The 12,929-nt window shown below is 73.0% G+C and carries 14 protein-coding genes; 10 read left to right on the forward strand and 4 right to left on the reverse strand.

Going from position 1 to position 12,929, the window contains the following annotated elements:
- The first annotated feature begins 108 nt into the window (after positions 1 to 108).
- The 3 genes from ACFVYX_RS09270 (at position 109) to ACFVYX_RS09280 (ending at position 2,999) form a co-directional block, all read left to right on the forward strand.
- The gene (locus ACFVYX_RS09270; protein WP_389680734.1) at positions 109 to 699 is read left to right on the forward strand and encodes an NADPH-dependent FMN reductase; all 591 of its coding nucleotides are present in this window, start codon (positions 109 to 111) and stop codon (positions 697 to 699) included.
- A gap of 3 nt (positions 700 to 702) precedes the next feature.
- Positions 703 to 2,229, forward strand: a complete 1,527-nt coding sequence (locus tag ACFVYX_RS09275) for an MDR family MFS transporter (RefSeq protein ID WP_389680735.1) — start codon at positions 703 to 705, stop codon at positions 2,227 to 2,229.
- Positions 2,230 to 2,303: 74 nt separating this feature from the next.
- The gene (locus ACFVYX_RS09280) at positions 2,304 to 2,999 is read left to right on the forward strand and encodes a uridine kinase (protein WP_389680736.1); all 696 of its coding nucleotides are present in this window, start codon (positions 2,304 to 2,306) and stop codon (positions 2,997 to 2,999) included.
- 145 nt (positions 3,000 to 3,144) lie between these two features.
- On the opposite strand, the gene ACFVYX_RS09285 is transcribed toward ACFVYX_RS09280, so the two are convergent.
- A complete protein-coding gene (locus tag ACFVYX_RS09285; protein WP_389680737.1) occupies positions 3,145 to 3,867 on the reverse strand; it encodes a SigE family RNA polymerase sigma factor in 723 nt (240 codons plus the stop codon).
- A gap of 170 nt (positions 3,868 to 4,037) precedes the next feature.
- Between ACFVYX_RS09285 and afsQ1 the strand changes: the two genes are divergently transcribed.
- The 5 genes from afsQ1 to ACFVYX_RS09310 all read left to right on the forward strand — a co-directional run bounded on the left by afsQ1 (position 4,038) and on the right by ACFVYX_RS09310 (position 7,821).
- Positions 4,038 to 4,715, forward strand: coding sequence for a two-component system response regulator AfsQ1 (gene afsQ1, locus ACFVYX_RS09290; protein WP_017239746.1), 678 nt, complete (start codon positions 4,038 to 4,040; stop codon positions 4,713 to 4,715).
- Positions 4,712 to 6,244 (forward strand): ATP-binding protein, encoded by a 1,533-nt coding sequence (locus ACFVYX_RS09295; RefSeq protein WP_389680738.1) that lies wholly within the window; start codon positions 4,712 to 4,714, stop codon positions 6,242 to 6,244. The genes afsQ1 and ACFVYX_RS09295 overlap by 4 nt, the downstream gene beginning before the upstream one ends.
- Positions 6,241 to 6,867 (forward strand): hypothetical protein, encoded by a 627-nt coding sequence (locus tag ACFVYX_RS09300; RefSeq protein WP_389680739.1) that lies wholly within the window; start codon positions 6,241 to 6,243, stop codon positions 6,865 to 6,867. The genes ACFVYX_RS09295 and ACFVYX_RS09300 overlap by 4 nt, the downstream gene beginning before the upstream one ends.
- Positions 6,868 to 6,948: 81 nt before the next feature.
- Positions 6,949 to 7,530 carry a VanZ family protein gene (locus ACFVYX_RS09305; protein WP_389680740.1) on the forward strand — a complete coding sequence of 194 codons (582 nt, stop codon included), beginning with the start codon at positions 6,949 to 6,951 and terminating at the stop codon, positions 7,528 to 7,530.
- 90 nt (positions 7,531 to 7,620) lie between these two features.
- Entirely contained in the window at positions 7,621 to 7,821 is a 201-nt protein-coding gene (locus tag ACFVYX_RS09310) for a PspC domain-containing protein (RefSeq protein ID WP_389680741.1), read from the forward strand.
- A 77-nt stretch (positions 7,822 to 7,898) separates the two neighbouring features.
- Here the strand turns inward: ACFVYX_RS09310 and ACFVYX_RS09315 are convergent, their stop codons facing one another.
- Together ACFVYX_RS09315 and ACFVYX_RS09320 are read right to left on the reverse strand one after the other, a co-directional pair.
- Positions 7,899 to 8,258, reverse strand: coding sequence for a hypothetical protein (locus tag ACFVYX_RS09315; protein WP_389680742.1), 360 nt, complete (start codon positions 8,256 to 8,258; stop codon positions 7,899 to 7,901).
- Between the two features lie 180 nt (positions 8,259 to 8,438).
- Positions 8,439 to 9,593, reverse strand: a complete 1,155-nt coding sequence (locus tag ACFVYX_RS09320) for an adenosine deaminase (RefSeq protein WP_389680743.1) — start codon at positions 9,591 to 9,593, stop codon at positions 8,439 to 8,441.
- 243 nt (positions 9,594 to 9,836) lie between these two features.
- Here ACFVYX_RS09320 and ACFVYX_RS09325 point away from each other — a divergent pair, with 243 nt between their 5' ends.
- Positions 9,837 to 10,610 (forward strand): alpha/beta hydrolase, encoded by a 774-nt coding sequence (locus tag ACFVYX_RS09325; RefSeq protein ID WP_389680744.1) that lies wholly within the window; start codon positions 9,837 to 9,839, stop codon positions 10,608 to 10,610.
- On the opposite strand, the gene ACFVYX_RS09330 is transcribed toward ACFVYX_RS09325, so the two are convergent.
- Positions 10,596 to 11,567 (reverse strand): LysR family transcriptional regulator, encoded by a 972-nt coding sequence (locus ACFVYX_RS09330; RefSeq protein WP_389680745.1) that lies wholly within the window; start codon positions 11,565 to 11,567, stop codon positions 10,596 to 10,598. The genes ACFVYX_RS09325 and ACFVYX_RS09330 overlap by 15 nt on opposite strands.
- A gap of 62 nt (positions 11,568 to 11,629) precedes the next feature.
- Here ACFVYX_RS09330 and ACFVYX_RS09335 point away from each other — a divergent pair, with 62 nt between their 5' ends.
- On the forward strand, positions 11,630 to 12,907 hold the full coding sequence (locus ACFVYX_RS09335) for an MFS transporter (RefSeq protein WP_389680746.1): 1,278 nt from the start codon (positions 11,630 to 11,632) through the stop codon (positions 12,905 to 12,907).
- Positions 12,908 to 12,929: the final 22 nt, after the last annotated feature.

Consider the following 12,929-nt stretch of genomic DNA (forward strand, 5'->3'; position numbering starts at 1 on the left):
CTCCCTCTCTCGCGTACAGCGTATGCCTTGTGGACGCTGTACACACCGACGTGTACGTTGTACGCCAGAGCGTGTACGCCGTACACGTCACCGCTCCCAGGGGGAACCATGAGCACACCGCTCCACCTCGCCGTGATCCAGGGCTCGACCCGCGAGGGCCGCCTCGGCCCCACCGTCGCGAAGTGGCTGCTCACCCACGCCGCCGCCCGCCCCGAGCTGACCACCGACCTGATCGACCTCGCCGAGACCCCGCTCCCGACCGTCTTCCCCCACCTCGGCCAGGCCCCCGAGCGCACCGAGGACCGCGCCCGGCTCGCCGCCGTGTCCCCGCGCCTGGCCGCCGCCGACGCCTTCGTCGTGGTGACCCCCGAGTACAACCACAGCTACCCCGCGTCCCTCAAGAACGCGATCGACTGGCACAACAAGGAGTGGCACGCCAAGCCGGTCGGCTTCGTCGCCTACGGCGGCTTCTCCGGCGGCCTGCGCGCCGTCGAACACCTCCGGGGCGTCTTCGCCGAACTGCACGCCGTCACCGTCCGCGAGGCGGTCGGACTCCAGGGAGTCTGGGGCCGGTTCGACGCGAACGGCCAGGCCGTCGACCCCGCGGCCGACGCCGCCGCGAAGTCGATGCTCGAACAACTCACCTGGTGGGCCGAGGCACTCCGCGAGGCCCGCGCCCGCAAGCCGTACGGGGCCTGATCCATGACGACACCTCAGCGGGCACGCATCCCCTACCTGGCCGTCACCGGACTCATGCTCGGCATCGTCCTCGCCACCCTCGACGGCACGATCGTCGGCACCGCACTGCCCACCATCGCGGGCGAACTCGGCGGCCTCGACCGGCTGTCCTGGGTCGTCACCGCCTATCTGCTCACCGCCGCCGTCGCCACCCCGCTCTGGGGCAAGCTCGGCGACCTCTACGGCCGCAAGGGCAGCTACCTGTCCGCGGTCGCCGTCTTCCTCGCCGGTTCGGTGCTCTCCGGAGTCGCCGGGACCATGGACCAGCTCATCGCCTTCCGCGCCCTCCAGGGCATCGGCGCCGGCGGCCTGATGGTCGGCGCCTTCGCGCTCATCGGCACCCTGGTGGAGCCGAAGGACAGCCCCAGGGTCCAGGCCGTCACCGGGGCCATGCTGCCGGTCGCCTTCGCCGGCGGCCCGCTCCTCGGCGGTGTCCTCACCGACCATCTGAACTGGCGCTGGGCCTTCTACGTCAACCTGCCGGTCGGCCTCGCCGCCGTACTGATCGTCGCGCTCGCCCTGCACGTACGGACCGAACGCGTCCGCGCCCGCATCGACTGGGCGGGAGCCCTGCTGCTCACCACCGGCGTCCTGGCCCTCACCCTGCTCGCCGGCTGGGCCGGCACCGCCCACGCCTGGACCTCGCCGCGGATCCTGGCCCTCGGCGCGGTCGCGGCGGCGGCCCTCGCCTGGTTCGTCCGGGTCGAGCGGCGGGCCGAGGAGCCCGTGATCCCGCCCCGGCTCTTCCGCGGCCGCAACTTCACCCTCGCGCAGATCCTGAGCTTCCTGGTCGGCGCGGGCATGATCGCCGCGATGAACTACCTGCCGCAGTACCTGCAGTTCGTCCGCGGTCAGTCGTCCACGGCGAGCGGCCTGCTGCTGCTGCCGCTGATGCTCGCCATGGTCGCCGCACAGCTGGGCTCGGGCCGGATCATCGCCCGCACCGGCCGCTACCGGATCTACCCGATCCTCGGCGGCGCGCTGATGACGGCGGGGGCACTCCTCCTGCTGCTGCTCGACGTGGAGACCCCCACGGCCGTCGCCTCCGGACTCACCGTGGTCGTCGGAGCCGGCATGGGCTTCCTCATGCAGGCGACGCTGCTCGTCACCCTGTACGCCGCCGAGCCGCGTGACATGGGAGCGGCGAGCGGCACCGTGACCCTCGTGCGGACCCTCGGCGGCTCGCTCGGCGTGGCCGTCCTCGGCGCGGTCTTCACCGCCCGCCTCGCGGGGACCGACCCGAACGTGACTCCGGCGCAGGCCCAGCGGCTGCCGGAGCCGGTACGGGAGGGCCTGCGCGCGGCGGTGACGAGCGGGCTGCACGGGGTCCTGCTCGGCACGGCCCTGCTCGCCGCCCTGGCGTTCGCCGTGGCCTGGTTCGTACGGGAGGATCCGCTGCGGCCCACGGCGGGGGCGGCTCCCGCCACGGAGGCAGCCGCCGCGTCGGCGGACCCGCGACCGGCGGATCCGCCACTGCCCCGCCGTTCGTGAGGTGGCCGGTCACCACGTCGGCATCCATCCTTCCAGAAGGTCACCGGACGGCCACCGACGGTGGTCGAGGTGTGATGCTCGATACCTACGGCCTTCCTCGGGGGTCCCCCGCACGGGGGGATGGTTCACACTGGTGTCCCGTGAGTTCCCTACCGATCCCGACCCGGGTCGTCCTGCTCGCGGGCCCCTCCGGCTCCGGCAAGTCGTCCCTCGCCGCCGTCACCGGCCTCCCGGTCCTGCGCCTCGACGACTTCTACAAGGAGGCCGACGACCCGACCCTCCCGCTCGTCGAAGGCAGCGCGGACATCGACTGGGACTCCCCACGGTCCTGGGACGCGGACGCCGCCGTCTCCGCGATCGTCGAACTGTGCCGTACGGGGCGGACCGAGGTCCCCGTGTACGACATCGCCACCAGCTCCCGGGTGGACCGCGAGCGGTTCGACATCGAGCGGACGCCGCTCTTCGTGGCGGAGGGGATCTTCGCGGCCGAGATCGTGGCCCGCTGCCGCGAACTCGACGTCCTCGCCGACGCGCTGTGCCTGCGCGGCCGCCCCTCGACGACGTTCCGCCGGCGGCTCGCCCGCGATCTCCGCGAGGGCCGCAAGTCGGTGCCGTTCCTGCTGCGGCGCGGCTGGCGTCTGATGCGGGCCGAGCGGGCGATCGTGGCCCGCCAGGCCGCCCTGGGCGCACACCCCTGCGCGAAGCCCGAGGCCCTGGGCCGCCTGGCAGCGGCGGCGGCGGGCCGCCACCGCACCCCAGCGGCCGGCTGACACGCACGAAGCGGGTCGTCCGTGGCCCCCCGGCCCGTACGACCCGCTTCGTTCAACCCGCACCCCCGTACGGGTCCCCCGTGAACAACAACCCCCGCCGGCCCCGTTTCCCCCGTAGGCCCTCGTGGGTCTTTCCCCCCGACCTTCAGGCCACCAGCTCGCCGAAGGACTCCTCCTCGTCACGGCCGAAGCTCAGCACCTCGTCCTCGCGCAGTCGCCGCAGCGAGCGCCAGATGCTCGACTTCACCGTGCCGACACTGATGTCCAGGATCTCCGCGATCTCCGGATCGGTCCGGCCCTCGTAGTAGCGCAGCACCAGCATGGTCCGCTGGAGCTCGGGCAGCCGGGCCAGGGCCTGCCAGAGCACCGTGCGCAGCTCCGTGCCGCGCATCGCGTCCGTCTCGCCCACCGTCTCCGGGAGCTCCTCGGTCGGGTACTCGTTCAGCTTGCGCCGGCGCCAGGCGCTGATGTGCAGGTTGGTCATGGTGCGACGGAGGTATCCGCCGACCGCGGCCTTGTCGCTGATCCGCTCCCAGGCGCGGTACGTGGAGAACAGCGCGCTCTGCAGCAGGTCCTCGGCCTCGAAACGGTCACCGGTGAGGTGGTAGGCGGTGGCGTACAGGGAGGCACGACGCTCCTGGACGTAGGCCGTGAACTCGGCCTCCGAACAGTTGCGCTCCCCCGTGACCTCCCCGTACGCCGCTCCCCCGTCAGCGACGGCCACCATGTACGGCGCCTTGCGCTGACGTCCGACGCCGCGAACGCACCCCCGCTGGTTCACGATCGCGCCGGACTTCTCCGTGCTCCGTACGACGTCGTGGAGACGCGTGACTACTGCGCTCGAGGTGGTGCTGTGCAGTGCGTTCATCTCGCGCCCCCCGTCGGTTGGAGTGTGTTTCGGTCCGTGTGCCAAGAAGCTTGCCCACCGGACTTCATGGCGTTGTCCGCCGACTGTCACAGACGTGTCACAGGGGGCCGTGACAGATGCGCGCCTCCCAGCGGTCGAACTCGGACGGCCGCATGCGACAGAATGCGTCCGTGCCTTTTCTGCTGCTGATCGAGGACGACGACGCCATCCGCACGGCCCTCGAACTCTCCCTGTCCCGGCAGGGCCACCGGGTGGCCACCGCCGCGACCGGTGAGGACGGTCTCCAGCTGCTGCGCGAGCAGCGGCCCGACCTGGTCGTGCTCGACGTCATGCTGCCCGGCATCGACGGCTTCGAGGTGTGTCGGCGCATCCGCCGCACCGACCAGCTGCCGATCATCCTGCTGACCGCGCGCAGCGACGACATCGACGTGGTCGTGGGCCTGGAGTCCGGAGCCGACGACTACGTCGTGAAGCCGGTGCAGGGCCGCGTCCTCGACGCCCGTATCCGGGCCGTACTGCGGCGCGGCGAGCGGGAGTCGACGGATTCGGCGACGTACGGCTCGCTGGTGATCGACCGCTCCGCGATGACGGTCACCAAGAACGGCGAGGACCTCCAGCTCACCCCGACCGAGCTGCGGCTGCTCCTCGAGCTGAGCCGCCGCCCCGGTCAGGCGCTCTCCCGGCAGCAGCTGCTGCGGCTCGTGTGGGAGCACGACTACCTGGGCGACTCGCGGCTCGTCGACGCGTGTGTGCAGCGGCTGCGCGCCAAGGTGGAGGACGTGCCGTCCTCGCCGACCCTGATCCGTACCGTGCGCGGGGTCGGCTACCGGCTGGACGTCCCTGCGTGAGCAAGGGGATCCTCACGAGGCTGCGTCTCTCCAGCCTGCGGCTGCGGCTCGTCGTCGTCTTCGCCCTCGTCGCGCTCACCGCCGCGGTCGCCGCGTCCGGCATCGCGTACTGGCTGAACCGCGAGGCGGTGCTGACCCGCACCCAGGACGGGGCGCTCAACGACTTCCGGCAGGAGATGCAGAACCGGGCGGCGACGCTGCCGCTCCGGCCGACCCAGGACGACCTGCGGCGGACCGCCGAGCAGATGGCGAGCGCGAGCGGCGCCAACTACCAGGTGCTGCTGCTCGGGGAGCGGGCCGCGGGCAAGCCGATCGTCGGCGCCTCGGACCCGGACGACTTCACCCTGGCCGACGTGCCGCGCTCGCTGACGGAGGCCGTGGACACCGAGCGGCCGGTGACGGAGGCCAACCCGTACCCGTACCACCTGTTCTGGCAGCGTACGGAGCGGAACGGGACGCCGTACCTGGTCGGCGGGACACGGATCGACGGCGGTGGGCCCGCCGGCTACATGTTCAAGTCGCTGGCCGCGGAGAAGGCCGATCTGAACTCGCTCGCCTGGTCGCTCGGGATCGCCACTGCGCTCGCCGTGGCCGGCTCGGTGCTGCTCGCGCAGGTAGCGGCGACGACCGTGCTGCGCCCGGTGCACCGGCTCGGCGAGGCGGCCCGGCAGCTCGGCGAGGGCAAGCTCGACACCCGGCTGCGGGTCACCGGCGCGGACGAACTGGCGGATCTCTCGCGTACGTTCAACAGCGCGGCCGAGTCCCTGCAGAAGAAGGTCGCGGACATGAGCGCCCGGGAGGAGTCCTCCCGCCGTTTCGTGGCCGACATGTCGCACGAGCTGCGGACCCCGCTGACCGCGCTCACGGCCGTCACGGAGGTCCTGGAGGACGAGCAGGACTCCCTCGACCCGATGATCGCGCCGGCGGTGGCGCTCGTCGTCAGCGAGACCCGGCGGCTCAACGACCTGGTGGAGAACCTGATGGAGGTGACCCGTTTCGACGCGGGCACCGCCCGGCTCGTCCTCGACGAGGTGGACATCGCCGACCAGATCACCGCGTGCATCGACGCGCGGGCCTGGCTGGACGCGGTCGACCTGGACGCCGAGCGCGGGATCGTGGCACCGCTCGACCCGCGCCGGCTCGACGTCATCCTGGCGAACCTGATCGGCAACGCGCTGAAGCACGGCGGTTCGCCGGTGCGGGTCTCGGTGCGCACCGAGGACGACGAACTGGTCATCGCGGTACGCGACCACGGCCCCGGCATCCCCGAGGAGGTGCTGCCGCACGTCTTCGACCGCTTCTACAAGGCGAGCGCGTCCCGGCCCCGGTCCGACGGCAGCGGCCTCGGCCTGTCGATCGCCATGGAGAACGCGCTGATCCACGGCGGTTCGATCACCGCCTCCAATTCGGTCGGCGAGGACGGGGCGGTGGACGGCGCGGTGTTCGTGCTGCGGCTGCCCCTGGACGCCTCGGGGATCACCCGTGAGGTGCAGACCCGCAGCAGTCAGGGCGAGGTGGAGGAAGCGTGAGGCGCGGGGTCTTCGGGCGTACGGCTCTGGCGGCGGTCACGCTGACCACCCTGGTCACCGGCTGCGGGATCAGGACGACGTCGGTCCCGGTCGACGCGGGCGCGGCCCCGTCCCGGGTCCCGTGCAGCACCGCCGACGGCGGTACGACGGGGGCGGCGTCGCGGGGCGTGCCGGTCCGGGTGTTCCTGGTCTGCGGGTCCCAGCTGGAGGCGGTGGACCGGCGCTCGCCGCTGCCGGAGGAGAAGGCGGGCGGCGACCCGGTGCGTACGGCCGGGGGGCTGCTCGCGCAGCTGCTGGCCGAGCCCTCGGACAGTGAGCGGCAGGCCGGGTTCACGACCGCGGTGCGCGGCCCGCTGGAGGTGGGCGGCGGCCGCGAGGGCGACCCGGCGGGCACGCTGCGGCTGAGCCGGCAGCCGGAGGACCTGGCGCCGACGGCGCTGTCGCAGCTGGTCTGCACGTTCGCGGGGAGCTCGGCGGGCGCGGGTGACCACACGGTCCTGCTCGGCGGGCCCGGCGCGTACGCGCCGAAGCGCTACCGGTGCACGGCGGACCTGCGGGAACGGCCCGAGTCGGCGCCGCCGACGGCCGCCCTGCCCGCTCCTCCGGCGACCCCCACGGGCTGACGGGAGGCCCCTCGGGTGGCCGCGGCGGGCCGGGCCGCCTCCGGCGGAACCGATTCCGCCGTGCGGGGCGTCTTGGGGGGCGTGCAGCGTCAAGGTTCGGGCGGCAGTGCCGCCGTGGTCGTCCGCGTGGCGGGGTTCGTCCTCGTCCTCGCGCATCTGCTGCTCGTCGCCTGGGTCAGCCTGCGCCCACGGGACGTGGCCTGGGTGACCGCTCCGAACACCGTCCCCCTGAACGGCCTCCGGGCGGATCTCGCGCTCGGCGCCGCCGAGGCGGCCCGGCTGATCGGCGAGGGTCTGCTGCTCCTGGCCCCGCTCGGGGCGCTGCTGCCGATGGCCGAGGGACGCCTCGACGTCTCCGCCTGGGCCTCGCTGGTCCGGACGACAGCCGCCGGGGCGCTGGTGTCGCTGGGTGTGGAGCTGCTGCAGACCGCCGTGCCCGGCCAGGTCGTGGACGTGGACTCGATCCTCCTGAACACCGCCGGGGTGGCGCTCGCGCATCTGCTCCTCGTGCCGGCCGGGCGGACGTGGCTGCGACGCAGGTCGGACGCGGCGCGGCCGGACTCCTCCGCGGGGACCGGCCGGGGGCGCGGTCCCGCCCTGCTGCGGGATGAGGGGTCTCAGGGTGCGACCCCGACGATTTCCAGGGTGCCGGTCGCCCGGTAGACCGACGCCCGGGACCCCCGTCCGGCGGCAGTATGGAGTCATCGGGAGCCCGACGGAGCGGCTCCCGGACCGACTCCGAAGGAGCCCACCATGGCCGCACTTGCCCGCCCCCGTGACGGACGCATGATCGGCGGAGTGTGCGCGGCGCTGGCCCGGCGCTTCGGCACCTCCGCGTCGACGATGCGCGTGATCTTCCTGGTCTCCTGTCTGCTGCCCGGCCCGCAGTTCCTGATCTACCTGGGCCTGTGGGTCTTCCTGCCGGCGGAGAAGAGCGCGAGCACCGCCTGGTAGCCGCCGCACGCCGCAGGGGCGCGTACCCGGAAGACCGGATGCGCGCCCCTGCGGCGTCGTGCGTCCCGCGGTTCGGGTCAGCCGATCGGCAGACCGACGGCGCCCAGCGGCAGGCCGCCGAGGAGGCCGCCGAGCGGGGTGGCGCCGAGGCCGCCGGTGGCGGCGTCGAGGGGGAGGCCCTGGGTGGCCTTGCCAGCGGTGGCCGGGAGCGTCTTCGTGCCCTGGTCGAGGGCGCCCTGGCCGGCACCGAGGGAGTCGGCGGCGCCGGCGGGGAGCTCGGTCAGTCCGTCCCCCAGCGGGACGGCCTGGGTCACCGTGCCCAGCACGTCGGTGCCGACGGGCAGGGAGGGCGCGGCGGAGGCCGTGCCGGCGGCGGTGGCGGCGAAAGCGGCACCGAGAGCGGCGACACCGAACTTCTTGGCGGCAGACTGCTTCATCTGAAAATCATCCTTGGGGAATCCGGGGGCTTCCGGGAAAGCCGGACGGGGAAATCCTGGGAATTGGGAATGCAGAGCGGCTCTGCAACCTAACCACCTGACGATCTCTCCGCAAACACCGGAAAGCGGCCGGGTGTCGCGCTCACCCGGCCGCTCGCCTCCCCTTGACGGGGTGCGGCCTCAGCCCGCCGTACGGGAAGACTCGCTGGTCGTGGCGGTCTGCTGGAACAGCCATGCGGACTTCAGCTCGGCGTATCCGGGCTTGATGACCTCGTTGATCATGGCCAGACGTTCATCGAAAGGAATGAACGCTGATTTCATCGCATTGACCGTGAACCACTGCATGTCATCGAGCGTGTAATCGAATGCCTCGGTCAGCAGCTCGAATTCCCGGCTCATCGACGTCCCGCTCATCAGCCGGTTGTCGGTGTTGACCGTGGCCCGGAAGTGCAGCTTGCGGAGCAGGCCGATGGGGTGCTCGGCGAACGAGGCGGCGGCACCGGTCTGGAGGTTGGACGAGGGGCACATCTCCAGGGGGATGCGCTTGTCACGGACGTACGCGGCGAGCCGGCCGAGGGTCACCGAGCCGTCGTCGGCGACCTCGATGTCGTCGATGATCCGGACGCCGTGCCCGAGCCGGTCGGCGCCGCACCACTGGAGCGCCTGCCAGATGGAGGGCAGTCCGAAGGCCTCGCCCGCGTGGATCGTGAAGTGGTTGTTCTCCCGCTTGAGGTACTCGAAGGCGTCGAGGTGGCGGGTGGGCGGGTAGCCGGCCTCGGCGCCCGCGATGTCGAAGCCGACGACGCCGGAGTCGCGGTAGCTGTTGGCGAGTTCGGCGATCTCCAGGGCGCGGGCGGCGTGCCGCATGGCGGTGAGCAGGGCGCCGATGCGAATGCGGTACCCGTTGGCCCTGGCCTGCCGCTCGCCCTCGCGGAAGCCCTCGTTGACGGCCTCCACGACCTCGCCGAGGGTGAGGCCGCCCTCCAGGTGCTGCTCGGGGGCGTAGCGCACCTCCGCGTAGACGACGCCGTCCTCGGCGAGGTCGACGGCGCACTCGGCGGCGACGCGGAAGAGGGCGTCGCGGGTCTGCATGACGGCGCAGGTGTGCGCGAAGGTCTCCAGGTACCGCTCGAGGGAACCGGAGTCGGCGGCTTCGCGGAACCAGATGCCGAGCTTGTCGGGCTCCGTCTCGGGGAGCTGCTGATAGCCCTGCTCCCGGGCGAGTTCGATGATCGTGCCGGGGCGCAGCCCGCCGTCGAGGTGGTCGTGGAGCAGCACCTTCGGGGCGCGGCGGATCTGGTCCGCGGTGGGAACGCTGGGGGTCTGGCTCGTCATTTCCGCACTGTAGCCCCTACGCGCGTAGAACGCGCCTCCCTGCGCGGCACCGCGTACGGCTTTTTCACTTCCAGGCCCGATCCAGAAGACCTCATGCGGCACACCGGCCGGGTCCCGGCGCACGGCGGGGCGCGGTGCCCATCTCGGCAAGGGGCACGCAGAGGGCGTTCGCTGACCGGACGATACGTAACAGTGACCGCGCGTACGGCTGGCGTACATCTCCGCTTCTGAGACTGTTCTGCCATGGCGCACTTCGCACTCGTGGGGCCGTCCGACGCCCGGAGACCCCGGCTCGGACGGCCTGTCGGAGGTTCACGGACGTCGGCGGCGGGCGGCGTGGTGCTGCTCCTGCCGGACGGCGAGCCGGTGTCGGGACGGCGGGCCTCGACGCGGGCCCACGCCGCCATGCTGCCGCTCGGGCGCGCGCTCGTCCGCGCGGGCCGGGCAGAGGGCCTCGTCGCCCACGTGGTGCGCTACCGGGGACGCGGCTGGAACGGGGCCGACGCGAACCTCGCGGAGGACGCGGGCTGGGCGGTCTCGGAGGCGGTACGGCGGTACGGCGACGTCCCGGTCTGTCTCGTCGGGCACGGGCTCGGCGCCCGGGCCGCGCTGCGGGCGGCCGGACACGGCGCCGTCGGCGCGGTCCTGGGGCTCGCCCCCTGGCTGCCGGAGGACGACGTGGCGGCGGAGCCGGAGGCCGTACGGCAGCTGGTGGGACGCCGGGTGCTGCTCGTACACGGCACGAACGACGCGCGGACGGACCCCGAGCTGTCGTTCAGGTTCGCCGAGCGGGCCAAGAAGGCGAACCGGGACACCTGCCGTTTCGAGGTGCACTCGGACGGCCACGCGCTCCGCCAGTACGCGGACGAGGTGCGGGCCCTGGCCGCCGACTTCGTCCTCGGCGCGCTCTTCGCCCGCCCGGTCGCCCGTCCCGTGACCGACGCGATGGCCGCTCCCCCGCCGCTGGGCCTGCGGATGCCGCTGGCGGCGGGCTTCGGGGGCTCACTGCGGCGGTGAGGGCTCCTTCGGGAGCAGATGGCCCCTGCGGCTCAGCAGGAACTTCTTGAACGCGGCCACCGGGGCGGTGTCCGGGTGGCCGTCGAGCCAGGCGACACCGATCTCGCGGACCGCGCGCGGGGCGGTGACGGTCAGCTCGACGACGCCGGGGCGCGGGACGGCGGGCGGCGGCAGCAGGGCCACGCCGAGACCGGCGGCGACCAGGCCGCGCAGGGTCTCGGCCTCCTCGCCCTCGAAGGCGATCCGGGGCTTGAAGCCGGCCTCCGCGCACAGGTCGTCGGTGATGCGGCGCAGCCCGTACCCCGGTTCCAGGGTCACGAACGTCTCGTCCGCGGCCTCGGCGAGACGGACCCGCTTGCGGCCCGCGAGGCGGTGGTCGTCGGGGACGACGAGCCGCAGCCGCTGCTCGTCGAGGCGGCGGGCGACCAGGTCGGGGGCGTCCGGCACGGGGGAGGTCAGACAGAGGTCGAGGTCGCCGGCCCGGAGCCGTTCGATCATCGCCTCGCCGTAGTTCTGGACGAGGGTGAAGCGGATCCGCGGATGGTCGACGCGGAAGGCGCGGATGAGGCCGGGGACCGTCTCGGAGCCCATGGTGTGCAGGAACCCGAAGGCGACGCGGCCCGCCGTGGGGTCGGCGTCGGCCCGTACGGTGTCGGCCGCCCGCTCCACCTCGGCGAGCGCCCGTTCGGCGGCGGTGAGGAAGCGGCGCCCGGCGGGGGTGAGGGAGACCGTGCGGCCGCGGCGGGCGAAGAGGCTGACGCCGAGGTCCTGTTCGAGCCGGACCATCGCCCGGGAGAGCGTGGACTGCGGCACGCCCATCTCGGCCGCTGCGCGGGTCACATGCTCATGCCGGGCGACGGCGGCGAAGTACGCGAGCCGCGGCGCGAGCAGCGGTCCCATGTCTTCTTCGTTACTGTTCGGTGACAGGCGAGCCTGTGACCTGTACTCATGCACCATGGGAACGATTACAGCAGTTCCGTGCATTGGACGCATGAAACGGGGCGTCCTACGTTCGTGACATGCCTTCCGCCAGTACCAAGGCGGCCGCCACCCACGCGTCCGCCGACTCCCGCCCCGCCGACTCCCGCCTCGCCCCCGGCGCCCCCGGCTACCGCCGGATGAGTCTCGCGCTCTTCGCCGCGGGCCTCGCCACCTTCGCTCTCCTCTACTCCACGCAGGCCCTGCTGCCGGCCATCTCGGCCGAGTTCGGCGCCACCGCCTCCGCCGCCTCCTGGACGGTCTCGGCCGCGACCGGCGCCCTCGCCCTCTGTGTCCTCCCGCTCAGCGCCCTCTCGGAGCGCTTCGGCCGGCGCGCGATGATGACCGCCTCGCTCGCGCTCGCGGTCGGCGTCGCTCTCCTGGTGCCGCTCGCCCCGAACCTGGAGTCCCTGATCGCCCTCCGCGCGATCCAGGGCGCGGCGCTCGCCGGGCTGCCGGCCTCCGCGATGGCCTTCCTCGCCGAGGAGGTACGGCCCAAGGCGCTGATCGCCGCGATCGGCCTGTTCGTGGCGGGCAACTCGATCGGCGGCATGAGCGGCCGCCTGGTGACCGGCTGGGTGGCCCAGATGTGGGGCTGGCGCGCGGGTCTGGCCGCCGTCGGCCTGACCTCCCTGCTGTGCGCGCTCGCCTTCCGGGCGCTGCTGCCGAAGGCACGGCACTTCACGCCCGGCACCCTGAACCCGAAGGCGCTCGCCCGGACCGTGCGGACGCACCTCGCCGACCCGCTGCTCATGCGGCTCTACGTGATCGGCGCGCTGTTCATGACGGTCTTCGGCGCGGTGTACACCGTGATCGGCTACCGCCTGGTGGAGGCCCCGTTCTCGCTGCCGCAGGGCGTGATCGGCTCGATCTTCCTTGTCTACCTGGTCGGCACGGTCTCCTCGGCGGCGGCCGGGAAGCTCGTCGGGCGGCTCGGCCGGCGCGGGGCGCTCTACCTGGCGGTGACGACGACCGCGCTCGGCCTGCTGCTCTCGCTGTCCGACGCGCTCGCCGCCGTCCTCGCGGGCCTCGTCCTGATCACGGCCGGCTTCTTCGCGGGCCACGCGGTCGCCTCCTCCTCAGTGAGCCGTACGGCGAAGACGGGGCGCGCACAGGCCTCGGCGCTCTACCAGTCCGCGTACTACCTCGGCAGCAGCGCGGGCGGCACGCTCGGCGCGGTCGCCTTCCACGCGGGCGGCTGGGCCGGCACGGTACTGATCGGCCTCGTCGCGGTCCTCGGAGTCGTCTCGGTCACCCTGTACGGCAGCCACAGCGCCCGCACCGAGGCGCGGCGGATCCAGCTCGCCGCGTCCTGCTGATTCCGCCCGGATTCCGCTGCAA

Origin of the sequence: Streptomyces sp. NPDC058326 (assembly GCF_042879855.1) — a bacterium.
Classification (GTDB): Bacteria; Actinomycetota; Actinomycetes; order Streptomycetales; family Streptomycetaceae; genus Streptomyces.

Excerpts from the sequence above, each read along its gene's own strand:
- ACFVYX_RS09285 (WP_389680737.1), bottom strand. The coding sequence starts at position 3,867 with ATGAACGCACTGCACAGCACCACCTCGAGCGCAGTAGTCACGCGTCTC.
- ACFVYX_RS09325 (WP_389680744.1), top strand. The coding sequence starts at position 9,837 with ATGGCGCACTTCGCACTCGTGGGGCCGTCCGACGCCCGGAGACCCCGG.
- ACFVYX_RS09335 (WP_389680746.1), top strand. The coding sequence starts at position 11,630 with ATGCCTTCCGCCAGTACCAAGGCGGCCGCCACCCACGCGTCCGCCGAC.
- ACFVYX_RS09270 (WP_389680734.1), top strand. The coding sequence starts at position 109 with ATGAGCACACCGCTCCACCTCGCCGTGATCCAGGGCTCGACCCGCGAG.
- ACFVYX_RS09315 (WP_389680742.1), bottom strand. The coding sequence starts at position 8,258 with ATGAAGCAGTCTGCCGCCAAGAAGTTCGGTGTCGCCGCTCTCGGTGCC.
- ACFVYX_RS09275 (WP_389680735.1), top strand. The coding sequence starts at position 703 with ATGACGACACCTCAGCGGGCACGCATCCCCTACCTGGCCGTCACCGGA.
- ACFVYX_RS09280 (WP_389680736.1), top strand. The coding sequence starts at position 2,304 with ATGCTCGATACCTACGGCCTTCCTCGGGGGTCCCCCGCACGGGGGGAT.
- ACFVYX_RS09330 (WP_389680745.1), bottom strand. The coding sequence starts at position 11,567 with ATGGTGCATGAGTACAGGTCACAGGCTCGCCTGTCACCGAACAGTAAC.
- ACFVYX_RS09310 (WP_389680741.1), top strand. The coding sequence starts at position 7,621 with ATGGCCGCACTTGCCCGCCCCCGTGACGGACGCATGATCGGCGGAGTG.
- ACFVYX_RS09320 (WP_389680743.1), bottom strand. The coding sequence starts at position 9,593 with ATGACGAGCCAGACCCCCAGCGTTCCCACCGCGGACCAGATCCGCCGC.